This is a genomic window from Planctomicrobium mucosum (genome assembly GCF_051466335.1).
In the GTDB taxonomy this organism is placed as follows: Bacteria; Planctomycetota; Planctomycetia; order Planctomycetales; family Planctomycetaceae; genus Planctomicrobium.
In genome coordinates this window covers 2567742-2591938 of the sequence record NZ_CP195793.1, presented here as the reverse complement: position 1 = coordinate 2591938, position 24197 = coordinate 2567742, and the positions used below count along the sequence as shown (strand labels likewise).

The 24197-nt window shown below is 52.4% G+C and carries 23 protein-coding genes; 16 read left to right on the top strand and 7 right to left on the bottom strand.

Annotation, left to right across the window (positions count from 1 at the left end; translation table 11 throughout):
• Positions 1-30 precede the first annotated feature (30 nt).
• From SH668x_RS10475 to SH668x_RS10425, 11 genes are all read left to right on the top strand, one after another.
• Positions 31-3198 (top strand): TAT-variant-translocated molybdopterin oxidoreductase, encoded by a 3168-nt coding sequence (locus SH668x_RS10475; protein WP_437185005.1) that lies wholly within the window; start codon positions 31-33, stop codon positions 3196-3198.
• Positions 3195-4565 carry an NrfD/PsrC family molybdoenzyme membrane anchor subunit gene (gene nrfD, locus SH668x_RS10470; RefSeq protein ID WP_437185004.1) on the top strand — a complete coding sequence of 457 codons (1371 nt, stop codon included), beginning with the start codon at positions 3195-3197 and terminating at the stop codon, positions 4563-4565. The genes SH668x_RS10475 and nrfD overlap by 4 nt, the downstream gene beginning before the upstream one ends.
• Positions 4562-5110 carry a DUF3341 domain-containing protein gene (locus SH668x_RS10465; protein WP_437185003.1) on the top strand — a complete coding sequence of 183 codons (549 nt, stop codon included), beginning with the start codon at positions 4562-4564 and terminating at the stop codon, positions 5108-5110. Before nrfD ends, SH668x_RS10465 begins: the two co-directional genes overlap by 4 nt.
• A complete protein-coding gene (locus tag SH668x_RS10460; RefSeq protein ID WP_437185002.1) occupies positions 5091-5726 on the top strand; it encodes a c-type cytochrome in 636 nt (211 codons plus the stop codon). The genes SH668x_RS10465 and SH668x_RS10460 overlap by 20 nt, the downstream gene beginning before the upstream one ends.
• 19 nt (positions 5727-5745) lie before the next feature.
• Positions 5746-6951, top strand: coding sequence for a hypothetical protein (locus SH668x_RS10455; RefSeq protein ID WP_437185001.1), 1206 nt, complete (start codon positions 5746-5748; stop codon positions 6949-6951).
• Positions 6948-7325: a hypothetical protein gene (locus tag SH668x_RS10450; RefSeq protein ID WP_437185000.1), complete on the top strand. Its 378-nt coding sequence runs from the start codon at positions 6948-6950 to the stop codon at positions 7323-7325. Before SH668x_RS10455 ends, SH668x_RS10450 begins: the two co-directional genes overlap by 4 nt.
• Positions 7322-8191, top strand: a complete 870-nt coding sequence (locus tag SH668x_RS10445) for an SCO family protein (protein ID WP_437184999.1) — start codon at positions 7322-7324, stop codon at positions 8189-8191. The genes SH668x_RS10450 and SH668x_RS10445 overlap by 4 nt, the downstream gene beginning before the upstream one ends.
• A complete protein-coding gene (gene coxB / locus SH668x_RS10440) occupies positions 8184-9266 on the top strand; it encodes a cytochrome c oxidase subunit II (protein WP_437184998.1) in 1083 nt (360 codons plus the stop codon). The genes SH668x_RS10445 and coxB overlap by 8 nt, the downstream gene beginning before the upstream one ends.
• Positions 9267-9322: 56 nt before the next feature.
• Positions 9323-10987, top strand: coding sequence for a cytochrome c oxidase subunit I (gene ctaD / locus SH668x_RS10435; RefSeq protein WP_437184997.1), 1665 nt, complete (start codon positions 9323-9325; stop codon positions 10985-10987).
• A 41-nt stretch (positions 10988-11028) separates the two neighbouring features.
• A complete protein-coding gene (locus SH668x_RS10430) occupies positions 11029-11784 on the top strand; it encodes a cytochrome c oxidase subunit 3 family protein (RefSeq protein ID WP_437184996.1) in 756 nt (251 codons plus the stop codon).
• Between the two features lie 95 nt (positions 11785-11879).
• Positions 11880-12296: a cytochrome C oxidase subunit IV family protein gene (locus SH668x_RS10425; RefSeq protein ID WP_437184995.1), complete on the top strand. Its 417-nt coding sequence runs from the start codon at positions 11880-11882 to the stop codon at positions 12294-12296.
• 76 nt (positions 12297-12372) lie between these two features.
• Here SH668x_RS10425 and SH668x_RS10420 read toward each other — a convergent pair whose 3' ends face one another.
• The 5 genes from SH668x_RS10420 to thrC all read right to left on the bottom strand — a co-directional run bounded on the left by SH668x_RS10420 (position 12373) and on the right by thrC (position 17228).
• Positions 12373-13239, bottom strand: a complete 867-nt coding sequence (locus SH668x_RS10420; RefSeq protein ID WP_437184994.1) for a segregation and condensation protein A — start codon at positions 13237-13239, stop codon at positions 12373-12375.
• Between the two features lie 147 nt (positions 13240-13386).
• Entirely contained in the window at positions 13387-13908 is a 522-nt protein-coding gene (locus SH668x_RS10415; RefSeq protein WP_437184993.1) for a heavy-metal-associated domain-containing protein, read from the bottom strand.
• 160 nt (positions 13909-14068) lie between these two features.
• Positions 14069-14986, bottom strand: coding sequence for a rhomboid family intramembrane serine protease (locus SH668x_RS10410; protein ID WP_437184992.1), 918 nt, complete (start codon positions 14984-14986; stop codon positions 14069-14071).
• A gap of 251 nt (positions 14987-15237) precedes the next feature.
• Positions 15238-15756 (bottom strand): hypothetical protein, encoded by a 519-nt coding sequence (locus tag SH668x_RS10405; protein ID WP_437184991.1) that lies wholly within the window; start codon positions 15754-15756, stop codon positions 15238-15240.
• 107 nt (positions 15757-15863) lie between these two features.
• The gene (gene thrC / locus SH668x_RS10400) at positions 15864-17228 is read right to left on the bottom strand and encodes a threonine synthase (protein ID WP_437184990.1); all 1365 of its coding nucleotides are present in this window, start codon (positions 17226-17228) and stop codon (positions 15864-15866) included.
• A gap of 309 nt (positions 17229-17537) precedes the next feature.
• Between thrC and SH668x_RS10395 the strand changes: the two genes are divergently transcribed.
• A complete protein-coding gene (locus tag SH668x_RS10395; protein ID WP_437184989.1) occupies positions 17538-18371 on the top strand; it encodes an ABC transporter permease in 834 nt (277 codons plus the stop codon).
• A 28-nt stretch (positions 18372-18399) separates the two neighbouring features.
• Here the strand turns inward: SH668x_RS10395 and mazG are convergent, their stop codons facing one another.
• Positions 18400-19311, bottom strand: coding sequence for a nucleoside triphosphate pyrophosphohydrolase (gene mazG / locus SH668x_RS10390; RefSeq protein ID WP_437184988.1), 912 nt, complete (start codon positions 19309-19311; stop codon positions 18400-18402).
• A gap of 300 nt (positions 19312-19611) precedes the next feature.
• Here mazG and SH668x_RS10385 point away from each other — a divergent pair, with 300 nt between their 5' ends.
• The 3 genes from SH668x_RS10385 to SH668x_RS10375 all read left to right on the top strand — a co-directional run bounded on the left by SH668x_RS10385 (position 19612) and on the right by SH668x_RS10375 (position 22778).
• Positions 19612-20058 carry a (deoxy)nucleoside triphosphate pyrophosphohydrolase gene (locus SH668x_RS10385; protein ID WP_437184987.1) on the top strand — a complete coding sequence of 149 codons (447 nt, stop codon included), beginning with the start codon at positions 19612-19614 and terminating at the stop codon, positions 20056-20058.
• A 78-nt stretch (positions 20059-20136) separates the two neighbouring features.
• Entirely contained in the window at positions 20137-20652 is a 516-nt protein-coding gene (locus SH668x_RS10380; RefSeq protein ID WP_437184986.1) for a hypothetical protein, read from the top strand.
• A gap of 11 nt (positions 20653-20663) precedes the next feature.
• On the top strand, positions 20664-22778 hold the full coding sequence (locus SH668x_RS10375; RefSeq protein ID WP_437184985.1) for a peptidoglycan D,D-transpeptidase FtsI family protein: 2115 nt from the start codon (positions 20664-20666) through the stop codon (positions 22776-22778).
• 62 nt (positions 22779-22840) lie between these two features.
• Here the strand turns inward: SH668x_RS10375 and SH668x_RS10370 are convergent, their stop codons facing one another.
• The gene (locus tag SH668x_RS10370; protein WP_437184984.1) at positions 22841-23014 is read right to left on the bottom strand and encodes a hypothetical protein; all 174 of its coding nucleotides are present in this window, start codon (positions 23012-23014) and stop codon (positions 22841-22843) included.
• Between the two features lie 56 nt (positions 23015-23070).
• On the opposite strand from SH668x_RS10370, the gene SH668x_RS10365 reads away from it, so the two are divergent.
• A complete protein-coding gene (locus tag SH668x_RS10365; protein ID WP_437184983.1) occupies positions 23071-24183 on the top strand; it encodes a prenyltransferase/squalene oxidase repeat-containing protein in 1113 nt (370 codons plus the stop codon).
• Positions 24184-24197 lie beyond the last annotated feature (14 nt).

The window sequence follows — 24197 nt, the reverse complement described above, 5'->3', positions numbered from 1 at the left end:
ATACGGTTAAAGCTTAGTTAGGGAAATAGAGTGAAGCAGCTGGGCACACAGCCTCCAGAATTGACTACCGCTCGTCAGCCCGTCTGGCGTTCGCTCGAAGAGTATTCCAATGACCCGGAATTTCTCAGCCGTGTTGAACGCGAATATGCGGTTGGAGCAGAGTGGTGGCTTGATGAACCATCTCGCCGGAATTTCTTGAAGACTATGGGAGCATCCTTTGCTCTCGCTGGTCTCACAGGTTGCAATCCACGGCAGCCCGAAGAAAAAATCGTTCCCTACGTGGAAACGCCGGAAAACATGATTCCGGGGAAAAAGCAGTTCTACGCAACTGCAATTCCACACGTCGGAGGTGCGATTGGTGTTCTCGTGGAAAGCCACGACGGACGCCCGACCAAGGTCGAAGGAAATCCGGATCACCCGATCAGCCTCGGAGCGACTGACAGTTACTCCCAGGCAAGCATTCTCGATCTGTACGATCCGCACCGATCGACAGTTATTCGACACCATAATCGCATCAGTGATTGGGCTGAATTCCTCGCGGAATTCAACTCCGGAGTCGAAAGCTTTCGTGAAGTCAAAGGTGAAGGACTCGCAATCCTCACCGGAGAGATCCTTTCTCCGACACTGCGATCACAGCTCGAACGATACCTGCTGAGCAACACAGCAGCGAAGTGGTACCAGTACGAGCCGTCGGTCAGTGGAAATGCGGCAGCTGCTTCCAAGTTGGCATTCGGTAAGCATGTTGCTCATCGATATGACCTCAGCGAAGTCGACGTGATCCTGTCAATCGACGGCAACTTCCTCGGCGAAGGTCCTTCGAAAGTAAGATTGAGCCGCGAATTTGCACGCCGCCGTAAGGTGGAAGCAAACGGCAAAGCCAACCTGAACCGACTCTACGTTGTCGAAACAGTCCCTTCGATCACTGGTGCAAAGGCCGACCACTGGTTGCGTCTGCCACCAGCTGATGTTGCAGCAATCCTCTACGGCGTCGCTGAGAAATTCGGACTCTCTCCAGCTGTCATCCCCGGAATGAGCGGGTTGATTGTTGGCAAGTACGAGCAGTGGATTACCGCTGTTGCAGACGATCTGAAAGCAGCCGGCCCGCGAGCTGTCGTGATGGTTGGTGAAACCCAGCCAATCGCCGTTCAGGTCCTCGCCCACGCCATCAACAATGCATTGGCGAATAACGGAAAGGCTGTCGTTTACAGCAATCCGATCAGTGCCATTGAAGATGTCGAACATGGCACAATTCAGGAACTGGCAGCATCGATTCAGGATGGAAAAGTTTCCACATTGCTGATTCTCGGTGGAGACCCTGTCTTCTCCGCACCAGCTGACCTGAAATTCGGCGAATTGCTGACATCCGGAAAAGTGAAGACGACTGTCTACCACAGCCTTCACGTTGATGCGACAGCGAAGAAGGTCACTTGGCACCTGCCAGCGACCCACTTCCTCGAAGAGTGGAGCGATACCCAGGCAGCTGATGGAACGACTTCCATCATTCAGCCTCTGATTCGTCCGCTCTACGAAGGACGTTCGGCACATCAGATCCTGAACATTCTCCTCAATCAGGGATCACAGAGCGGTTACGAAACCGTCCGTGCGTTCTGGACAAAGCGATTCCGTAACGACGTCGAAACCAAATGGGGTCAGGCCCTTCACGACGGTCTGGTCAAAGATCGTCCTGCACCAACGACCTCTGTCACATTTGCAGCGTCCTCATTGGCGGAATCAGCGGCCCTACCGGGGTTGCCAGCTGCTGAAGGGAATGCCCTGACCGTCGTCTTCCGCAATGACCCAGCGGTCTTTGATGGACGGTACGCGACCAACGGCTGGATGCAGGAGCTTCCACAGGCGTTCTCCAAGCTCACTTGGGGTAACACAGCTTGGATTAGCCCAGCGACAGCAGAGCGACTCAACGGAATCAAATCACGTGACGTGATTGAGATTACTGTTGGCGAGCGCAAAATCAGTATCCCAGTCTGGGTTCAGGCGGGAATGCCAAACGACGTCATCGCTCTGACTGTTGGTCAAGGCCGTGAAGTTGACGGTGCTGACGTCGTTGGAGTGAACACCAACCCGCTTCGTTCGACCAATGAAGCATGGGTCACTTCCGGAGCAGTCCACAAATTGGCAGATCGTGCTTTGTTGCCCGCAACGCAGCACCACTTCCTGCTCAAAGGACGTGACTTCGTCCGATTCGGAACTCTCGAGGAATACCAGAAGGATCCGAGTCACCCGAGCTTCGCGCAAGACCATCATCACGGTGCCTTCGATCATCACGAAGAGCACCATGACGATCACACCGAAGATAAACACGGTGAAGAATCAAGTCATGACCATGACCATGACCACGACCATGACCATGATGCGGCACACGACGCAGATCCACTGGCATGGCGTAAGCACATTCCCGGCGTCAATAACTCCACTTTCTACCCAGACCACAAGATGGAAGGGAATCAGTGGGGATTGACAATCAATCTCGGGGCCTGTGCTGGCTGTAGTGCTTGCGTTGTCGCTTGCCAATCTGAAAATAATATCCCCGTCGTTGGAGCCGATCAGGTTTCTCGCGGCCGTGAAATGCATTGGTTGCGAATCGACACTTACTTTGTCGGTGAAGATCCCAACAATCCGGATATGGTGCACAGCCAGCCGGTGATGTGTATGCACTGCGAACACGCTCCATGTGAGCCGGTTTGCCCGGTCGGTGCGACAACACACAGCGATGAAGGTCTCAATGAGATGACCTACAACCGCTGCATTGGAACACGTTACTGCTCGAACAACTGCCCGTACAAGGCACGTCGTTTCAACTTCCTTGATTACCACACGGAAGAGAAACTGTTGCCAATTCTGCAGTTGAAAGAGAATCCGAACGTGTCGGTGAGAAGCCGCGGTGTGATGGAGAAATGCACTTACTGCGTCCAGCGCATCAGCGACAGCCGAATCCAGGCAAAGATGGAAGGTCGTGAGATTCGCGACGGTGAAGTTGTGACCGCTTGCCAGGCAGTTTGCCCATCTGAGGCAATCAGCTTCGGTAACCTTGCGGATCCACAGAGTGCCGTCGCCCAAACGAAGGCACATCCGTTGAACTACGGAATTTTGGCCGATCTGAATACTCGTCCACGCACGTCATATCACGCTGCAATTTTGAATCCAAATCCAGCTCTGAAATCATGGAAGGAGAACGCATGAGCGCCCACACTCCTCCACGATCCGCTGCGGTACACGCAAAGACTCAGAAGAAGCTCAGACGAGTCACTGATGAGATTGCAGGAATCGTCACAGCTGACACGACCCCCGCAGGGTGGTTCGTCGGTTTTGCGATCGGATTTGCACTGTTGATGTTGCTTCTTGTGAGCATCACTTACCTCTTCATCAAAGGGGTTGGTATCTGGGGTTTGAACGTCCCGGTTGCATGGGGTTTTGCGATTATTAACTTCGTTTGGTGGATCGGTATCGGTCACGCCGGAACGTTGATTTCCGCGGTTCTCCTGCTGTTCAAGCAAGAATGGCGTACTTCGATCAACCGATTTGCAGAAGCGATGACGTTGTTCGCGGTGGCCTGTGCGGGAATTTTCCCGCTGATCCACCTGGGTCGTCCACAGTACTTTTTCTGGCTGTTCCCTTACCCAAGCACGATGGGTGTTTGGCCTCAGTGGCGTAGCCCACTGGTATGGGACTGCTTCGCTGTAAGTACTTACGCTACAACATCACTGCTGTTCTGGTACATCGGTTTGATCCCTGACCTCGCGACACTGCGGGACCGCTCCAAGAGCAAACTGTCCCAGGTGATCTACGGTCTGTTGGCACTCGGATGGCGTGGATCGGCACGTCACTGGACCCGATACACTGAGGCCTACCTGCTGCTTGCTGGTTTGGCGACACCTCTGGTGGTCTCGGTTCATACGATCGTTAGTTTTGACTTTGCATTCGCTCAGGTTCCCGGATGGCACGCAACAGTGTTCCCTCCGTACTTCGTGGCCGGTGCGATTTACTCAGGATTCGCGATGGTGATCACCATCGGGCTTCCGTTGCGATGGGCTTATGGCCTTCGTGAGTATCTCTCCGAGTGGCACTTCGACCAAATGGCGAAGGTGATGTTGGCAGCCGGTATCGTGGTTGCATACGGATATCTCCTCGAGCATTTCGTCGCCTACTACACGACTCATCTGTACGAAGAACACATGATGTTGAATCGTATGTTCGGCGAGTACTGGTGGTCATACTGGGCTCTAATCCTCTGCAACGTGGCAATTCCACAGATCCTGTGGTTCCCATGGGCACGAAAGAATGTATGGGTCCTGTTCACAGTTTCGATCATCATTAACATCGGAATGTGGCTGGAACGATTCGTGATCGTTGTGACAAGTTTGTCGAGCGACTTCATGCCATCGTCATGGGATTCCTACTACCCAACGTTCTGGGATTGGTCTACCTATATCGGCACCATGGGATTGTTCGTCTGCTTGTTGTTCATCTTTATCCGCGTGCTTCCAATGATCTCGATCTTCGAAATCCGTGAAGTCGCCCATCACCATGGGGAAGGGGATCACAAATGAAAGCTGACCCTTCACAGACATACGGATATCTAGCGGAATTCAACGACACTGATGCGTTGGTTCATGCTGCTCAAGCTCTGACAGACAAAGGCTACCGTAAGGTTGAAGCCTACTCCTCAATCCCGATTGAAGGGTTGTCAGCAGCACTCGGATTCCCACGCACAAAGCTTGCATGGCTGGTCGCGATGGGAGGAGCAACCGGACTCACAGTCGGTTTCTCGATGCAGTATTGGATTTCGGTCATTGCCTATCCAATCAACATTGGTGGACGGCCATTCAACAGCTGGCCTGCGTTCATTCCAGTGACGTTTGAATGCATGATCCTCTTTTCAGTACTCACGACAGTCTTCGGAATGTTGTTGTTGAACGGACTCCCACGTCTGCATCACCCGATTTTTGCAGTTCCGGAATTCGCTCGAGCAAGCACCGACGGATTGTTCATTGAGATTCAATCAACAGATCCACTGTTCGACTTGGATGAAACCAAGAAGCTGTTGGAAGAACTTCACGCGAAGGAGGTCATCCATGTTCCTTCGGCAACGTGAAATTCAGGCAGCATCGAAGTCACTCCCATCAGGGAAGAATCACAGTTCGATGAAAAGCTGGAGCGTTACTGCTCTTCTGATGTCAGCCCAACTCTTTCTAGTTGGCTGTACTCAGGAGATGGCGAATCAAGGTCGTGTGGACACAATGGAACCACACAAAGTTGAGTTTCTGACCCCTGACCGTCGTACTCCAGTACCTGGAACGATTGCTCGCGGGCAAGACTATCTTGTGACGCCGGTCAACTCCGGTCGCGAAGGAGAACAACTCCTTGCGAAGATCCCAGTTCCGGTCACACCAGAGCTTCTGGCCCGTGGACAGCAGCGGTACAACATTTTCTGCTCGGGTTGCCACGGCGCAACAGGGCAGGGTGATGGACTAGTGGTTCAACGTGGCTTTCCAGCTCCTCCGAGTTACCACATCGATCGTTTGAGAGATGTCCCAGACGGTCACTTGTTCGTCACGATCAAAGAAGGGGTTGGACGAATGCCACGATTCGGCAACCGGATTCCTTCAGAAGATCGTTGGGCAATCGCAGCCTACGTCCGAGCCTTACAGCTCAGCCAGAATGCGACGACCGATGAACTGAACCAGTCTGATCTCGACCACCTCAAATAACGTACTGACAAAACATCCCATGACCGCACCGCTGAAACAAATCGACACACAAGCTGGCCAATCTCCCGTCGGGAAGTGGCTCGTCGGGTCTGTCGTTGCAGCCATCATCTGCGTCGTCCTGGCGTTCTCCTCCCCTCAAGCATTTTGGGCCGGGTATCTTGTTGGGGCAGTCTTCTGGCTCAGCATTTCCTGCGGATGTTTGGGACTTTCCCTGATTCATGGGACAACAGGCGGACGTTGGGGACTGTTCATTTATCGTGAACTTCACGCCGGGGTGGGCACACTGCTGACGTCCCTGATCTTTTTTGCTCTCCTCGGATTGGGCGCATCATACGTCTTTCCTTGGGCAGACCCTGTTAAGTACGAGCATCTCAATTCTCATCAGCAGGTCCTTCTGAAGCCATCCACAGTTTGGATCGGCTACGCAGTGGTCTCGTTGATCTGGCTTGGATACGCAGCCCTGCAACTCGGGCGTTACAAGAAGGTCGTCAACAATCCGCAAGTCAGTCTTCCACAGTTCGCACCAGCGATGGGAATTCTGGTGTTCTTTGTGACCTTCGCACTGATTTCCGTCAATTTCATGATGGCGTTGACTCCCACTTGGGCATCGTCAATGTATCCAGTGATTCGTACGCTCAACTGCGGAATTTCCGCTCTGGCGTTCTGCATCATCTGGCGTCTCACACGACTCCACAATCAGACTTGGTACCAGAACGAACGCGTTCTTGAACTGGGTAACCTCCAGCAGGGCTTCAACATCCTCTGGACCTACACCTCGTTCTCTCAGTACGTGCTGATCTGGACCGGTGATATCGCAGCGGAAATCGATTGGTTTGTTCAGCGACAGACTCCGTTCTGGACCCCAGTTTCGTTCATTCTCTTCGGTCTCCATTTCGTGCTTCCATTCGTTTTGCTGCTGGCACGTCCAGTAAAACGAAGTCGGACTGCGCTCCGTTGCGTTGCAGGTCTGCTGCTTGTTATGTGTGCCATTGACACAATGTGGACCTTGATTCCTTCAACACCACTGCAGGCAATGAAGGGGGCAACTTTCAGCCAACCCCTTCTATCAGTCCTCGCGGCGATTGTTTCCATCATCGCGATCGGTGGAGTCTGGATCACAGTCTTCCAGCGGAAGTTTAACAGCCTTGCTGAAGTAATTGTCAACGAAGGTCATCACGCAGCCGAAACTCACGCTGCCGATCATGCAGCAGGAGTAACCACATGAGTGACGAACATCACTATGCACCAGGGGACCCGATCGAAGAACGGGTCAAAATCAAGACCGGAATCCTTTGGGCCGGATTGATTGGACTGGTCACCTTGATCATTGTTTCGATGGGATTGATGAGAGCTTTCCAGTTGGCATTGGCTGACGGAGTCGCAATCGTTCATCCGAGCGACAAGTTTGAACAGCAGAATCGAATTAATCGGAGTGCACCACTGGATTACAACCAGCGAGCAAGCCGCAAGATCTACGACGACAAGCAGGCTCATATTCTCGATGGATACGGTTGGATCGACCAGAAACAAAATCTGGCCCATATTCCAGTCAGTCGAGCAATGGAACTGATTGTTTCGAAATACGGAAAAACAGAATGAATTCCCGGTACGTCCCTGACACTCACTGGATCAGTTTTGCATGTGTTACAGCCGTAGCACTGCTGCTGAACCTGGTAGTGGGATCCGCTGGATTCGCCCAGGGGCCTCCCAAGGACATCGGCTTTGACCAGCGTATGGGAGAGAAAATACCTCTCGATCTACAGTTCAAAGACCAGTCAGGGAAAACCGTCGAACTCGGTTCATATTTCGGAGATAAGCCGGTCATCCTGATGCCGGTTTACTACAAATGCCCGATGCTCTGCGGACTTGAGCTGAACGGCATGGTGCGAGGGTTAAGAGGCCTTCATGCATCAGTCGGAATGACAGCCGGGAAAGACTTTCAGATTGTTACGTTCAGTATTGATCCGACTGAAAAGCCGGCACTTGCTGAGCAAAAGCGAAAAGGCTATTTGGCCGGTTACGGGGTGCCTGAAGCAAACGATGGATGGCACTTCCTGACAGGCGAAAAAGAATCGATTGACAAACTTTGCCAAGTCATTGGCTTCCGTGCAAAGTGGGACGAGAAAACCGAGCAATATCAGCATGCAGCCGGTGTTGTGGTGTGTACTCCGACTGGAATCGTTTCAAGGTACTTGTATGGAGTGGAATTCGCTCCACGTGATTTGAGATTGGCAGTGGTTGAGTCATCAGAAGGACGGGTGGGCAGCGCAGCTGACCATGTCTTGTTATTCTGTTTCTCGTACAACCCTGACGATGGGACATATGGTCGGAACATCAGAAGACTGCTTCAAGTGAGCGGAGTTCTGACTGTTATTTTGTTAGGTGGCGGTGTGGGACTCATGTTGATGCGTGAACGAAAACTGATTCACGAACGGTTTAACCAGGGGGGAGGCAGCCATGCTTAATAAATCCTTCCAATGGTTTCCAGAATCCGCCTCGAACTTCTCGGGCCGAGTGGACGCGTTATACGCGTTCATGGTTGGGGTAACCGTCGTGTCGACGGTCCTGATCTGTATCATGGTGATCGGATTCGGGATTTATTACCGCCGCGGTTCGAAGGCAAATCGTCGCGGGCAAATGCACAACAACTTCCTTGAGCTGATCTGGGCGAGCGGTCCGCTCGTCGTTTCCATGATCATGTTCGCATGGGGAGCTGTCATTTACTTCGACATGCACCATCCACCGGAAGATGCGATGAACATCGAAGTGGTTGGAAAGCAATGGATGTGGAAGATCCGACATCCAGGTGGCAAAGCAGAAATCAACTCTCTGCATGTCCCCGCTGGACAACCCGTCCGTTTGCGAATGATCAGCGAAGATGTGATTCATAGCTTCTTCGTCCCGGCATTCCGGGTCAAACAGGACGTTGTCCCCGGTTACTACACTCAGCTGTGGTTCACACCGACCAAACCCGGTACTTACCATCTGTTCTGTGCAGAATACTGCGGAACAGAGCACTCCGGGATGATTGGAACGGTAACCGTTCTCGAACCGTCAGATTACGCCCGCTGGTTGGCAGACGACACCGGTGAAGCACCGGAAGTTGTTGGTCAGAAGCTGTTCGATCGATTCCGTTGTGCGACATGTCACAAGGCTGAAGGCAACGGTAACGGTCCTGCCCTCACCGGCATTTTTGGTAAGGATCGTCCTCTCAAGGGAGGCGGCCTCGCACTTGCGAACGAACAGTACTTGCGTGACTCCATCATGCTGCCAAACAAGCAGGTTCTCGCGGGCTATCAGGCTGTGATGCCGAGCTTCCAAGGTCAAATCACTGAGGAAGAAGTCACAAGTCTTATCGCGTACATCAAGACGTTGAAGGGTGAGGTAAAACCAGCAACTGTTCAACCAGAAGCTGCTGTTGCACCTCCGGAAGCTCCCGCAACTGAACCAGAAGTCGCCGCACCGCCGCAACCGGATGCTGCTGCTCCTGCAGAAGAAGCACCTTCGGAAACAGCTGAACCAACCCTCACACCACAATAATCACGCGATACCATCACAAGCACGGAATCGATGAGTGAGATCGGAAGATCGATAAAGTGAAACGCAACTATATCAACGCGAACTACAACGTCTGGTCTTGGTTATTCACCACAGATCACAAACGTGTCGCGCTCCTGTACCTGATCAGCATCACAGCGTTTTTCTTCCTCGGGGGAGCGACTGCGGTCCTGTTTCGCATGGAGCTGATGACTCCACGTGGCGATCTGGTCATTCCAGAAACGTATAACAAGCTGTTTACGTTGCACGGAATCATCATGGTGTTCTTCTTCCTGATTCCCGCTGTTCCGGCGGTGTTAGGAAACTTCTGCCTCCCGATTATGATCGGGGCACGTGACCTCGCCTTTCCGAAACTGAATCTTGCCAGCTGGTACATCTATACCATCGGGGGAATTTTCACGGTCTGGGCGATCATCGCGGGTGGCGTCGACACCGGGTGGACCTTCTATACACCGTATTCGAGTACCTACGGGAACTCCGCGGTGATGGCTGCTGCCCTTGGGGTATTCGTCAACGGATTCTCATCGATCCTGACAGCGGTGAACTTCATCACCACTGTTCACACAATGCGAGCTCCTGGACTGACCTGGTTCCGTCTTCCACTCTTCGTGTGGGCGAACTATGCAACTAGTCTGGTCATCATCCTCGGTACACCAGTGATTGCAATCACTGTGCTGCTGGTCGGAATTGAACGTGCGTTCCATGTTCCAATTTTCGATCCACGGCTCGGTGGTGATCCGATCCTGTTCCAGCACTTGTTCTGGTTCTACTCACATCCTGCCGTGTACATCATGTTGCTGCCAGCAATGGGTGTCATCAGCGAAATCGTTTCCTGCTTCTCACGTAAGAAGGTCTTCGGTTACACATTTATCGCGGCTTCCAGCCTTGGTATCGCAATCCTCGGATTCGTCGTGTGGGGTCACCACATGTTCGTGACCGGACAGTCGATGTACGCCGGATTCGTCTTCTCATTCCTGAGTATGCTGGTGGCGATTCCGTCATCGATCAAGGTCTTTAACTGGACTGCGACGATCTACAAGGGATCGATCATCTGGAATACAGCAATGCTGTACGCCTTGGGATTCATCGGTCTGTTCACAATCGGTGGTCTGACTGGACTGTTCCTCGCAACGCTGGCTGTTGATGTCCACGTTCACGACACATACTTCGTTGTTGCTCACTTCCACTACATCATGGTGGGTGGAGCGGTGATGGGTTACATGGGCGGTATTCACTTCTGGTGGCCAAAGATGACTGGCCGGATGTATCCAGAAGGTTGGGGACGTATTTCGGCGATTCTGATTTTCGTCGGATTCAACCTGACATTCTTCCCGCAGTTCATTTTGGGATACTTGGGAATGCCTCGCCGTTACCACGCGTACAGCGACGAATTCCAGGTGCTGAACGTGATGTCGACTGCTGGAGCATCGATCCTCGGATTGGGATACCTCCTGCCACTTGGATATCTGCTCTGGTCCTTGAAGTATGGGAAGAAGGCTGGTCCAAACCCTTGGCGTGCAACTGGTCTGGAGTGGGAAACGTCGTCACCTCCGCCGACATTCAACTTCGATGAAACCCCTGTCGTCACACGTGACGCTTACGATTATGACCCAGAGGACACTGGCACGATCCCGAATCTCCCAGAGAATCCGGATTATGCTCCTGAGCCTGTGAAAACCGGCACAACCTCAAACCATCACTAATTTCCACTGGCACGATCGTACAGAATAAGAGATCGATTCGAATGACCTCCCACGCTTCATCACCTTCGTACCTCAGGCATCAGTTTGATGACCTGCAACAACAGCGGACCTCCGCGGCGCTGGGGATGTGGGCCTTTCTGGTACAGGAAGTCCTCTTCTTCGGTGGAATGTTCGCATGCTACATGGTGTACCGTTACTGGTACTTCACTGAATGGGATGCAGCAAGCCGCACATTGGACCTCTTCTGGGGAACAATCAATACAGGTATTCTGCTGACTAGTAGCCTCACAATGGCTTTCGCGGTCGACGCAGGTAAGCGAGGCGACAGTAAAGCCATCCAGAAATGGGTGATGCTCACAATCGTCTTCGGTGCTGCATTCCTCGGCGTGAAGGCCGTTGAATATGCCGACAAGTGGAATCACAGGCACGTTCCCGGACCTTACTTTGTCTGGGACAAGCATGCTGAAGATGCAGTCCATGCTGCAGGTGACGCTCACGCAGCGACTCCGTCAAAAGACCCTCTCCACACAGATGGTCACTCACTCCCACACTTCGACAACACTGGTCCAGTACAACTGTTCTTCTCCTTTTACTTTGTCATGACAGGCTTTCATGCCTTGCACATGGTGATTGGATTCGGATTGTTGATTACGCTCTGGATCCAGGCGGGTATGAACAAATTTGCAGCGGAGTATTACACACCAATCGAAATGGTTGGCTTGTACTGGCACTTTGTGGACATCGTCTGGGTGTTTCTGTTCCCGCTTTTGTATCTCATCGACCGGACGACTCACTAATTGGGTCGGCACACGTTGAGATGTTCCGGAACAGTTTCAAATTTCAGAGATCCCGACAGTTGTTATTTACTTCCGTCGGGCGACGATAAGGCAAGATGATGGCTCATTCACATTCCGATGCACATTCACACGCGCATGAGCACCACTCTCATACCACGTTGTATGTGACAATCTATATCGCACTGCTGGTCCTCGTACTGGCGACAGTTGGTGCAGCGTACATTCCAATGGGAATTTTCTCGTTCCCGGTCTGTATGGGAATTGCGACCCTGAAGACAGTGCTCATCGTGCTGTACTTCATGCACGTCAAAGACGAAACGCCTTTGATTCAGGTGTTTGCAATTATCGGTGCCATCTGGCTGGGGATCTTTTTCACCTTCCTGATGAGCGATTACTTGACACGTAAGCACTCCGCCGCGGTTCCGTCTTATGCGGATTCGGTCAGATTGGAAAAAGAATCCGAAGAAGAGCATGCCGGTCATTCAGCTTCCGAAGCTGAGGCAGCTCACTAGATCACAACATGTGATTAAACGCAGCTGATAAAGCTGTTCAATCTGAGCCGACTTCCTTCGAGGACGTCGGCTTTTTTTATTCGGGAAGTTCATGAGACTCGGCCTCCCCCAGAGCGTGGGTGTCTACTGCAGGCGATTCGGATTCAGAGTCCAGCCCTGATCCATCGCTCTGCATCCCATCGTCCTCAACAGTGGATTCCAGAGAAGCAGGGGGCAAGAGAAGGATCTCGCCAAAGGGATCTGGTTGCTCACAACGAAATTGGTGATGGCGGATCAATTCGAGGATCGCCAGAAACATTCCGACGATCTTGCTACGCATCGTTTCTTCATCGAACAGCGAGGTGAATGGCATCCCCCCCCGAGCTCTGACGAGTGCCCCGATTTGTTCAACGTAGGTCTGAATTGGAGTTTCATCGTAGCGGATGGTTGAGTTCGATTCCGCCTCATTCTTTTTCAGAACCCGCCCCAGTGCGCTCACCAGGTCCCAGAGCTCCACCTCTTTAATGCGGTCAGCGGCTGGGTTCTTTCCGGCCGTAGGGCGTTCATCAGCGAGTCGAGGATAGCGTTCCTGCCATTGCAGCGCCTGTTCTTCGAGCGACGTCGCAGCTTCTTTGAACTGTTTGTACTCGAGAAGTTGTCGAATCAGGTCAGACCTGGGATCACCGGCTTGTGGAGCACCCAACGAATCGGGCTCCTCCTCGACAATAGTGGGAAGCACATTTCGGCTCTTGATTTCCACGAGCGTACTGGCCATCACCACAAAGTCGCCGACAAAATCGAGATCGATCTGCTGAAGTACATCGAGGAACTCGTGGAACTGCTGAGTGATCCGAGCGATTTCCAGATTAACGATATCCAGTTCATTTCGGCGCACGAGGTAGAGCAGCAGGTCCAGTGGACCTGTAAAGAGATCAAGCTCAACTCGGTACGTCGGTTCGTTCATAACAGATCAGGGAGATTCAATTTCTGATCAGACACTCGATCGAAATGACAGTTATTCCATCCTTTGATCCGTGCAGAAAAAAAGCCAGTGGCCGCACTCAGGCCACTGGCTGGAAAGATACCAATTTTACAGGCGTTCTGGACACACCTATTCCACTTTGCCGTGGAATCCCGCTTCGTGAAGAGCTCGCAGTGTCTCTGAAAGATTGATTTTTTCGCCTTTCAGAGCGAATTCGCCCTTCTTCGACTGAGTTGTCTCGACAGATTTCACCCCGGTCACTTTTTTGAGTGCGGATTCAATCGCATCGACACAGCCGCCGCAGCAGGCATGCACTTTGGTGATTTTTACTTCGTTCTTGACTGCATCAGCTTTGATTTTGAATTCCGGGCCGGTGGTCTCTGTTTTCCCGTAAAGCCCTGTATCAGCGAGAGCGGTCAGTCCTCGAGCTGCTGCTGCATCGTCAGAGGCTTCAAATGCGACCGTTCCTCCATCCTGATCGACGGTGGGATTGGTCACGCCGTCGACTTTCGACAGGGCTGCCGTCGCCGCTTTCACGCATCCTCCACAGCAGAGGTGGACACCTTCGACCTTTACCTCAGCTGCCAAACACTGGGTTGCAGTCAAAACGAGACAAGCGGCTGTGACGCCCGCGAATTTGAAGACGTTCATTCTGATCTCCCAGAGGGACTGGTGTTTCATCGAAAATCAGGACTGATCTTAAATCAAAACCCGCCGACAAAACAAATAGAATTGTCGAGTTTTTAATGAACGTTGAAAAAACTCTCAGGTGATTTCCCGGATTCGATGAAGAGGACCCCGTGAAACCTGATTAGCTGCGACGATTTCGAAAACGTCGACTTGTATCGGCCAAAAACTGGCGTTCTTCCGAAGTAAGGCTGGCTTCTGATTGCTCGCTGATTTTCATCAGCAATCGATCCAGCTTTTCTTCGTTCGTCTCCTGAACGCCGCCGTCTGCATCGAGATCTGAATTGGAATCGCCGTCGGGAATATGAACCTTTAATTTAGGTCGCGACTGGAACATACGGCGCAGCGATTTTCCATTCCAATCACCCAGGAACGACGTGATCTCCCATTGGTATCGAACATAAAGGTACCCGAAGATCATTCCGCCGATATGGGCTGCGTGCGCCGCCCTCGATAGAACGACTTGCCCCCCCAACTCCTGGAGCATCGGGAGAACGTCAGTAACGACAGCAATGATTGCAATGATGTAAACAGGAATGGGGAGTATTCCCCAGATGTTCCAGACTTCGCGGGGCCAGTTCATGGCGTAGACGATCATGATGGCCACAACCGAACCGGACGCTCCAATGGCTGTTGAGTCGCTTCCCGTAATGACGTTCCACAACAGGAACAGTAATGCTGCCGAGACACCGGAAATCAGATAGAGAGCGAGAAACTCGCGCGATCCGTATTTCGCTTCAACACGAGACCCTGCCACGTACAGCAAAAGCATATTAAAAAGCAGATGGAAGGGGAGTGCCGAACTTGCATCATGCAGGAAATCGAAGGTAACTAACCGCCAGAGCTGGAAGCTGGTAATCGCGTCGCTGGACAGTCTGAACCAGGATTCGAGAAGCCCAGTTCGAGCTGTCACCAGTTGTAACACGAACACGACGATGTTGATGACGATGAGCGTCGTCACCATACTCCATTGACCGCCACCAGATGCGCGATCCCACGGTCGAGAGCTTCCTCCCATGTAATCGCGATTCGAAATCCCCATTCCTGATCTTACCTCTCGCTGACGGCGCGACCATAGGTGCCAGTATTCCGCGAAGCCGAACTCATTCCCTGAACGATTTCGGCAGCAATTGATCTTAGAGTATTTCCGGGACGCGACCAAAGGTCATTCTTCGCCAAGCCGCTCTTCAACCACCCCAAATCACGCAAATCTCCGACCACCCTTGAATCACCTAGTGATCCACTGTTGATCAGACGGTTGGTCCAACAACATGCCGTTGAATCGGAGAACTTCTACCGTCGGACAGCGGAGCCTAATTCCGGCATCCATCTCACCATTTTCCGAAACAGTAGCTGCAGTTCGGCGTGCTGACTGACTCCAGCCATCAATGCATTGAGACGAAATCCACGCAGCTTCAGTTCCCGAATCAAAGACGGAGCAATTTCGACGTCGAAGAGGAGTCTTTGTCGCTGGCAAATCCAAGTCTGCATTGCGAGGAACGCACAGGGAGCCAGACCAACGATGAGATACCACTCCTTCAGAGTCATCCCCAGCACGCCGTAAAGCAACACGGCTGCCAACGTCAGAAAGGCGACAGTGAGTTGAATCGGGACATTCCGCACCGATCGCAGGCGCTCATCCGAGAGCACTAGCAGCCCATAGAACTCCGCGTTCTCGATTCCATCACGGAGATTCTCTTGACGGATCGGTTTGCAAACCAGCTTTCCCTCTTCCCGCGTCAACAAGACGGATTCCCCCTCTTCAGGGAGATAATTGGCAAGATCTTCCAGTTCCTCGAACGGGCTGAACATCAATTCTCTCCTGGACTTGGCATTCGTTGCCGCGTCAAATCCACCGGTGATCGAGTCAAGCATTTCAGCAACACCGATCACCCCTCACAAACTATGTCAAAATTGCTTCAAACTCCTCTGATCACTTCGATGATTCGGTCAAAATCGTTCGCTACTGCGATGGGCGCGTTCCGGAAGGTCGACGTCGACGCCTGTTTTTCATCTGAGTGATACGAAACGGTCGCCGACGGGTCTTTCAATTGGTGTCCGGTCAAAATGCAAACAACGCGATCACTTGGAGCAATAATGCCTTCCTGCCGCAGCTTACGAGCTCCTGCGACACTCGCACCGCTCGCTGGTTCACACCCAAAACCACCTGCGCCAACTTGTGCTTTTGCGTCCAGAATCTCTTCATCAGTGACTTCGCGAACAACTCCATCACAGAAGTCGAGTGCCCGTAAACACTTCTCCAGATTGACGGGGCGATTGATCTCGATCGCGCTTGCCAATGTGTGAGCACGATGATTCTCCTGATCCATTTTGCCGTAGAACGACTGGATCAATTTCTCATCGGGTTGACCGTTGTTCCAACGCAGGCCGTCATGCTCGTAAAGCCGGTATAAGGTGTTCGCCCCCGCTGCGTTGATTACAGCGAGGCGGGGAACTCGATCAATCAGCCCAAGTTGCTTGAGTTCCATGAACGCTTTTCCAAAGGCGCTGGAGTTCCCCAGATTTCCGCCCGGCACCACGATCCAGTCAGGAACCTGCCAGTTCAGCCCTTCCAGAACGCGATACATGATCGTTTTCTGGCCTTCAAGGCGGAACGGATTGACGCTGTTGCACAGGTAAATTCCCGCGTTTTTGCAGACATCGCGTACCTGAACGAGTGCATCATCAAAGTCGCCAGCGATCTGCAATGTCACCGCACCGTAATCAAGTGCCTGAGACAATTTCCCATAGGAAATCTTTCCGCTGCCAACGAACACAATGACTTTCATCAACCCGGAGACGCCGGCATAAATGGCGAGGGAGGCACTTGTATTTCCTGTCGAAGCACAGGCTGCCATCTTCGCTCCGACCATTCGGGCGTGCGTCACCGCAGCGGTCATCCCGTTGTCTTTGAAGCTGCCAGAAGGATTCAACCCTTCATACTGCAGGAACAGCCCTCCCGATTTGACCCCCACATATTTTGCGACAGCATGCGAGTCTTGCAGAAAAGTCTGGCCTTCGCCGATCGTCACAATCTGGTCTTCGGGAGCGAAGGGGAGCAGATCGCGGAACCGCCAGACACCACTGTAATCAAGTGGATTCCGGCGGGTGTTCCAGCGTTTTTCAAACTCCTTCAACGAGGTCGGAACCTGAAGTTTGTCCCAGTCGTAACAAACATCGAGCAGATCGCCTGATTGCGGACAGGCAGTCAAAACTTCGTGAACCCCGTATTTCTGAGTGGAACCGGGGCGAATGCTCTGTTGGTAAACGGCGGAGTCAGACATGCGAATAAACAGATTTCACGTGAGAGGAAATAGTTACAAAATCAGGCCCGAAAGGTGGAATTCTCTCGAGTGCAGTCGGGCAATTCAACTTCGCCTCATGAAGTTTGTATCTGAACGTGCCTCCGTCGTCAAAAACAGGCCCCCCAACGCTTTTCTCGTTCAGTTTCTGAACGCAAATACAGACGCCCCTCGCCATCGTCCTGAACCAGCGATTTTGAGACTCGCGGCACTTGTTCCGGGTTGACTCATGAGACGAAATCCTGTTCAGTTTCCCTAGACACCAGTTTCGGAAGAGTCGAAACTGACGCCATGCAAGCTGCCCCCCCATTTCGTCCGCAATATTCCAGCGTCTGGCTGATGTTCCTGCGAAATTCACTCGTCAGGGCGATGATGTTTCGCACTCATTTCATCATCGAGATTTTTACTCAGACGTTCTGGATTGCTGCCCAGTTGATTTTATTTCAAATCATCTACGGCAAAGTGACCACCATTCAAGACTGGTCACAGTATGAATACTTTGCGTTCATGGCGACGGGCATGCTCATTAACGGCCTGGTCGAGGCTTTTTTCATGCCCAACTGCGCCAACTTCAGCGAGCTGATCCGCACCGGCAATCTCGACTTCGCATTGCTGAAACCAATCGATACCCAATTCCTGATCTCTTTTCAGACGATCGATTTTCCGATGATCAACCAAGTGATCATCTCGCTTGGAATTCTCTGTTATTCACTCTGGAAGCTCGGAGTGACTGTGACTGCCGGAAATGTCCTGATGTACTTCCTGCTGGTCGCGATAGGCGTGGCATTCTTCTACTCGCTGATGATAGCACTGGCGAGCACCAGTATCTGGATGGGGCGAAATCAAAGTCTGTATGAATTCTGGTTCTACCTGACTGTGTTTGCCCGTTACCCACAGAATTTTTACCAGCAGGCGAATGGGGGAGGCATCATCTGGTTTGCCTTCTCATTCGTCATTCCTATTCTCCTCGTGGTGACGCTTCCAGCACGAGTTTTGCTTGAGAAGGCCCTCCAACCAAACTGGACAGTGCTCATCATCGCCCCACTGCTCACTCTGTTCTTTCTCGCTGTTTCCCGCTGGATCTTCACATGGTCCCTGACACACTACCGAAGCGCCAGCAGTTGATTGCGAGGCAGTATGTGGCGAGGGGGACTTATTGGTCTTGATGCTCTTTCGCAGCGAGTTCCGCCTTCTCGAGCTGCTTTCGCTCCTGATAGAGAGTTTCCATCTCCTGGAGATTCGCGTCTCGAATTGTTTTCCCTTGCAGCTTCAATCCATGTTCAATGTGTTGAAACCGCTTGGAGAACTTGGCGTTCGAACGCCTGAGCGCCTCTTCGGGGTTCACGCCCCAACGACGGGCAATGTTGGCAATGACGAAAAGAACGTCGCCAATCTCTCCTTCGATTCGATCGAGTCGTGCCGCATCCAAAATCGGCTCATCAGGAACTGGCGCCATGTCTACACTCGCCGGGATGTCCGGCATTTCGTTGTTTGGATCGAGTTCGGCACGCAACTCTCCGACTTCTTCTCGCAACTTATCAAACAGCATCGCACGATGCGGGAAGTCATATCCAACGCCGGCAGCTTTCTTCGTAATCCGTGCAGCCTTTGCGAGAGCAGGGAGGTCCGGTGGAATTCCATCCAGTGCAGAATCTCTCTTCTTTTCTGCTGACTTCACCCGTTCCCAATGCGCTCGTACCTCTGCAGCATTCGCTGCAGATTCATCCCCGAACACATGCGGGTGGCGCGCGACCATTTTCTTGGTGATCCCCTCCAACACCTCGAGAATTGTAAACCGCCCCTCGTCCGCAGCGATCTGGGCATCGAGCACCACTTGGAGCAACACATCTCCCAGTTCTTCCTGAATCCCGGCGTTGTCATCCGCATCAATCGCTTCGAGAAGTTCGTAGGTCTCTTCCAGCGTGTACGGCTTGATCGTCTTCATCGTTTGCTCGCGGTCCCAAGGACATCCTTCCGGGGACCGTAACTTCGCAACGACATTGCAGAACTCAACAAATAATCGAGACGCCTCATCAGCGGCGGGCGGGATTCCTTGAGTCGACATTCAACATCTCTTTTCAACAACTAGCCCCTGTCTCAGGGGTGTGTGGCGGCGAATGGTGAAAAAAACTCGTTCAACTGCTGCATTTATCGCCGCCGAAACGCCACATTCCCGTGAAAGGCGTTCTAGCTGCAATGAGCATCTACAACGATGCGAGTGTTCCAAATCGCCGAGCATTGCATCCGAAACCAAATCTGGATCATATTTGAGCGTAACGGCGAACGTTTCGCGACTTCACTGTTCTTGTACCTGTCTTGAACCTGCGACTATCGCTTCCTTTTTGAATCACTTGGATCCTCACGGATGAGTCTTTCTTCGCCGAACAATCCCAACGACCTGCCCAACGACGTGAAACGTATCGGAATTGCCATTGTGTGCCACGAATGTCGATTTCTTGCTGGGATTCGCGAATCAGGCACAGTCCTCGCCGGGATGCACGAGTTTCCCGGGGGAAAATGCGAAGCCAACGAATCCCCGGCTGAGTGTGCCCGAAGGGAATGCCTGGAAGAAACCGGGTTACATGTCGAGCCTAGTGCATTGCTCGACCACACATCACACACATACGACCACGGCAGTGTCGAACTCTATTTCTATTTGTGTCAGCCGATCGGTCTGAGAAGCGATGAACTTCACCAGCGATTTTTCTGGCACGAAATTGATAGAATCAGAGAGTTGAATTTTCCAGCAGCGAATGCTGCCGCTATCGAAAAGCTGTTGTCATACGCGTCGCAGGCTGACCGATCGACTTAGAAGAAAATCCCGGATTGCCTCTAACCACCGATTGAGTCTATCCTTCCGTCGACTGATTCTGGACGGAACCACGACGACATGCTTCGTAAACAGTTTATCTTTGCAACGCTGACTTACATTGCGACAGCGATTGATGTCGGACTTCCGACATGGGTCGATCTCCAGGTGACACCGTACTTCATCCACTTGCTATTCCTCGTCTTCTGCCTGACATTGCGAGGAGCGGAGTTGGTCGCCTGGTCGGGAGTCATTGGGCTCGCCGAGTCTTATATTACCGCCTCAACTCCTGCCTGGGGCATCATGATATTCGCCACAATTGGCTTGTTCGTCGCGTGGCAGCAGGCCTATGAAAGAGCCGCCTCGACAATTCTCGACAGACTTTTACAGGGGGCCGTGCTGCTGATCGGGATCGGAACGATGCGAATCGTTCAACTGGCAATCACGACGACAATCTCCGATTGGAAATCGCTGGCATCGTCAATCGCTTGCCAGTTGGCAGCGACGTTCCTTCTGTTTGTAATTGGCACTTGTTTCTGGTTGCTCTTCACGTCGATCTCGCATCGTTCGTTTCGACTTGGAAAATCTCGACTTTAAAGCAATGTCACGTGCGTAACCAACCGTTTTCCTCACTGAATGATTCAACTGATCTCATCAGTGTCACCACCGGGAATCCGCGCCGTCGGCCGCTCATTCTCGGCGGTGTCATCGTGTTGACTTTTGCGATCATCGGGGCACGGGTGACATACATTCAAATGTCCCTTTCCGAAGAGTACATCGCTCCATGGAACGAGATCTTTGATGAAACCGAAATCATCCCCAGTCGCGACGGGCGAATCGTCTCCCGTGATGGTGTTGTGCTTGCTCAGGACATCACACGTTACGACGTCGCTGTGGAGTACCGGTGGCTCGAAACTCCTCCGAATCCCCGCTGGCTGCGGCAACAGATCTCGAAATCTCTGACCGCTGCGCAACGAAAAGACCCCGAACTGAGAGCCGAGGCAGAGCAAGTCGTGGTCGCTGCGCGAGCATCCATGATTTCCAACCTCGCCCGGCTAACACATCGCAACGAAGTGGACGTTCAACAGCGAATTGCTTCGATTCAGAAAACGATCGAGACGATGTTGAGTTCAGTAGAACGCAAACGCGAAGAGCGTAAAGCCTCTCATCAGGAAAATGAAATTTCCTGGAGTGAGGGATTCACAGGAATCTGGAAGATTGTCATCGATGAATTGACGACAGCCCCCGAACGATTTGCAGACGACCCCATCATCATTAAAGAAGAATTGCAGGACCACGTCGTTCTCGCTGATGTTCCGCTCGATGTCGTCGCGCAGATCCAGTCTCACCCCGCCAGCTACCCCGGAGTTCGCATCCGCTCATCAACAACGCGGACATATCCTCAGAAATCACTGGCTGCACACGTCATCGGAGTTCGCAAAGCGAAACCGCAGACAGATGAGCCAACAGACATTCCGAAACGCGAAGGAGAAAGCGGAATTGAACGTTCCCACTCTTCCCGCATTTCTGGAACCCCGGGAAAAATCCACTTCCAGCGGAACAGGCATTTCGAACGTGGCGAAACGGAATCCACTGAACCTGCAGTCGATGGCCAGGATGTGATTCTCACCATTGACTCGAGAATTCAACGTGTCGCGGAGGAACTTCTCGACGCAGCCGTCACTCCGGGGGCCCAGTATATTGAACAGCAGGGACTCGCCCCGCGCGGCGCCACATTGATCGCGATGGATATCTGGTCCGGGGATATTATCGCGATGGCGAGTGCTCCACGTCCCTCATTGGAGGTGCTCGTACAACCGAGCGTGGAGGAGTGGAAACAACTTCAGGAAGACCCTCGAAAGCCACTTTTTCAGCGTCCGACGCAAGTGGCAATCGCTCCGGGTTCATTGTTCAAGCTGATCACTGCGATGGCTGCCATTGAAGAACAGGAGAGCCAGCCTGGCGAGATATTTCTCTGCCGTGGCTACCTCGATGAACCGGATCAGAACCGCTGTCAACTCTTTCGACAGTACGGCATTGGTCACAACGAGTTGACGCTTCCCCAAGCGATCGAACAATCCTGTAATGTTATCTTTTACGATCTCGGACGCAGACTTGGTCGTCCAACCCTGCAGAACTGGGTCCTGAAATTTGGTTTTGGATCACCGACTGGAATCGATCTTCCGCGTGAGAATGCCGGCTCCATTCCGGAATTCACTGACCAAAGGAACAAGAATTCGAACTCTGCCGTCCTCCAATTCGCAATCGGACAGGGGCCGCTTCTTGTGAGTCCACTTCAAGTGGTCCGCATGATGGCAGCGATTGCCAACGGTGGATATCTGGTGAATTCACATCTGACGCTCGCTTCTCCCGGTGAACCAGACACGTCGCGAGCAGCGCCTCGCAGAATTGAACGACTGAGCGCGCAGACTCTGGAAATCATTCGAGCGGGGATGGAACTGGCCGTCGAGAGCCCGGATGGGAATGCCCATTCAGCGAGAATTGAGATGATGCCAATGGCCGGAATGACGGCTCTCTCTCCGGCTGGTGTTAATCCAGAGCACGTCTGGTACGCCGGCTACGCTCCCGCGACAAATCCGCGTGTCGCCATTGTCGTCCTGCTCGAGCATGGAGGATCGGGGCACGCTGTCGGTCCGATTGTTCACGACTTTGTAACGGAACTTCTCGGGCTCGGCTTCCTTGTCCCTCGTACATCAGATTGAAGAAAAGCTTTCGCAGGGACCTGCTTTTCCCGCGAGTCTTCCCACTCGTGGCGAGATATCCATCACGGCATGGCGTCAATTTCGCCAGCGCCAGCCATCAAAAATTCCGCGACATCCTTCATTTCCAGTTTGACGGCGAGAACCGCTCCCATGAAACTGAATTCATGGATTGAACCGGGCTTTGGCCTAAACATTGCATCGACCGAGTACATGCACAACACCTGAGTCGCTCCCATATGAGCGATTCATGAGAATACAAACGTTGATCGACAGAAGAGAATGAGGAGTCGAGATGCTGAATCTGTGTCGTCCCCTTTGCGCATGGCTGACTTTGTTTAGCGTGACCACGTCTGTGTGCGTTGGTCAGGAATCTGTTGATCAGCAAAAACTGAATGCTGCCATCGATAAAGGGGTCGCGTATCTCAAGGCGACTCAGGCGGAAGATGGAAGCTGGAGTCGAAGCAATTCACTCGGAGTCACCGGGCTGGCCACTTACGCTCTGATTAAGAGCGGAGTTCCGTTAGACGACCCAGCGGTTGAGGCAGGCCTGAAAAACATCCTCTCCGCTGAAAACGCGGATGGTGGTTTCTACCGTCCTGACTCGAAGGTGATGAATTACGAAACTGCGATCGTGCTGCAAACTCTGGTCGCTGCGAATAAAGACAAGCGATATGACAGTAAAATCGAAAAGGCGGTCGATTTCGTGAAGGAACTGCAATGGGACGAAGATGAGGTCGGCTCCGCAGAAAACGATGCGTTCGGTGGAGCAGGGTACGGTTCCCATTCACGTCCAGACATGTCCAACACTGCATTCTTTATCGAGGCACTTCACACTGCTGGTGTGTCAGCAAGTGACCCCGCGATGCAGAAAGCACTTTTGTTTGTCTCTCGCTGTCAGAATCTCAAAAGCGAACACAACCAGACGAAATACGCTGACAAGGTCGAAGATGGTGGATTTTACTACACCATCGCGGCAGGTGGCTCTTCCCCTGCAGGTGAAACACCAGAAGGGGGTCTACGATCTTACGCCAGCATCACATACGCTGGCCTGAAGAGTATGATTTACGCTGGCGTTTCGCCCGATGATGTTCGAGTGAAAGCGGCTCAAGGATGGATTCAGAAATTCTACTCCCTCGATGAAAATCCAGGGATGGGTCAACAAGGGCTGTACTACTACTACCAGACGTTCGCCAAGACACTCGATGCATTTGGCGACAACAGCATCAAAGACGCTGACGGCAATCTCCATGACTGGAGAGCGGATCTGGCGAACACACTGATTGCGAAGCAGAACGAAAACGGAAGTTGGGCAAATCCAACCGTCCGGTGGATGGAAGGGGATGCAGATCTCGTGACTGCTTACGCCCTCATGAGCCTGCAGTACTGCAAGCAACCAGCAAAATAGCCATTATCTAAGGA

Bases quoted from the DNA above. Each gene is read 5' to 3' on its own strand.
- nrfD (WP_437185004.1), top strand. From the start codon at position 3,195: ATGAGCGCCCACACTCCTCCACGATCCGCTGCGGTACACGCAAAGACT.
- SH668x_RS10465 (WP_437185003.1), top strand. From the start codon at position 4,562: ATGAAAGCTGACCCTTCACAGACATACGGATATCTAGCGGAATTCAAC.
- SH668x_RS10460 (WP_437185002.1), top strand. From the start codon at position 5,091: ATGTTCCTTCGGCAACGTGAAATTCAGGCAGCATCGAAGTCACTCCCA.
- SH668x_RS10455 (WP_437185001.1), top strand. From the start codon at position 5,746: ATGACCGCACCGCTGAAACAAATCGACACACAAGCTGGCCAATCTCCC.
- SH668x_RS10450 (WP_437185000.1), top strand. From the start codon at position 6,948: ATGAGTGACGAACATCACTATGCACCAGGGGACCCGATCGAAGAACGG.
- SH668x_RS10445 (WP_437184999.1), top strand. From the start codon at position 7,322: ATGAATTCCCGGTACGTCCCTGACACTCACTGGATCAGTTTTGCATGT.
- coxB (WP_437184998.1), top strand. From the start codon at position 8,184: ATGCTTAATAAATCCTTCCAATGGTTTCCAGAATCCGCCTCGAACTTC.
- SH668x_RS10430 (WP_437184996.1), top strand. From the start codon at position 11,029: ATGACCTCCCACGCTTCATCACCTTCGTACCTCAGGCATCAGTTTGAT.
- SH668x_RS10425 (WP_437184995.1), top strand. From the start codon at position 11,880: ATGATGGCTCATTCACATTCCGATGCACATTCACACGCGCATGAGCAC.
- SH668x_RS10420 (WP_437184994.1), bottom strand. From the start codon at position 13,239: ATGAACGAACCGACGTACCGAGTTGAGCTTGATCTCTTTACAGGTCCA.
- SH668x_RS10415 (WP_437184993.1), bottom strand. From the start codon at position 13,908: ATGAACGTCTTCAAATTCGCGGGCGTCACAGCCGCTTGTCTCGTTTTG.
- SH668x_RS10410 (WP_437184992.1), bottom strand. From the start codon at position 14,986: ATGGGGATTTCGAATCGCGATTACATGGGAGGAAGCTCTCGACCGTGG.
- SH668x_RS10405 (WP_437184991.1), bottom strand. From the start codon at position 15,756: ATGTTCAGCCCGTTCGAGGAACTGGAAGATCTTGCCAATTATCTCCCT.
- thrC (WP_437184990.1), bottom strand. From the start codon at position 17,228: ATGTCTGACTCCGCCGTTTACCAACAGAGCATTCGCCCCGGTTCCACT.
- SH668x_RS10395 (WP_437184989.1), top strand. From the start codon at position 17,538: ATGCAAGCTGCCCCCCCATTTCGTCCGCAATATTCCAGCGTCTGGCTG.
- mazG (WP_437184988.1), bottom strand. From the start codon at position 19,311: ATGTCGACTCAAGGAATCCCGCCCGCCGCTGATGAGGCGTCTCGATTA.
- SH668x_RS10385 (WP_437184987.1), top strand. From the start codon at position 19,612: ATGAGTCTTTCTTCGCCGAACAATCCCAACGACCTGCCCAACGACGTG.
- SH668x_RS10380 (WP_437184986.1), top strand. From the start codon at position 20,137: ATGCTTCGTAAACAGTTTATCTTTGCAACGCTGACTTACATTGCGACA.
- SH668x_RS10370 (WP_437184984.1), bottom strand. From the start codon at position 23,014: ATGGGAGCGACTCAGGTGTTGTGCATGTACTCGGTCGATGCAATGTTT.
- SH668x_RS10365 (WP_437184983.1), top strand. From the start codon at position 23,071: ATGCTGAATCTGTGTCGTCCCCTTTGCGCATGGCTGACTTTGTTTAGC.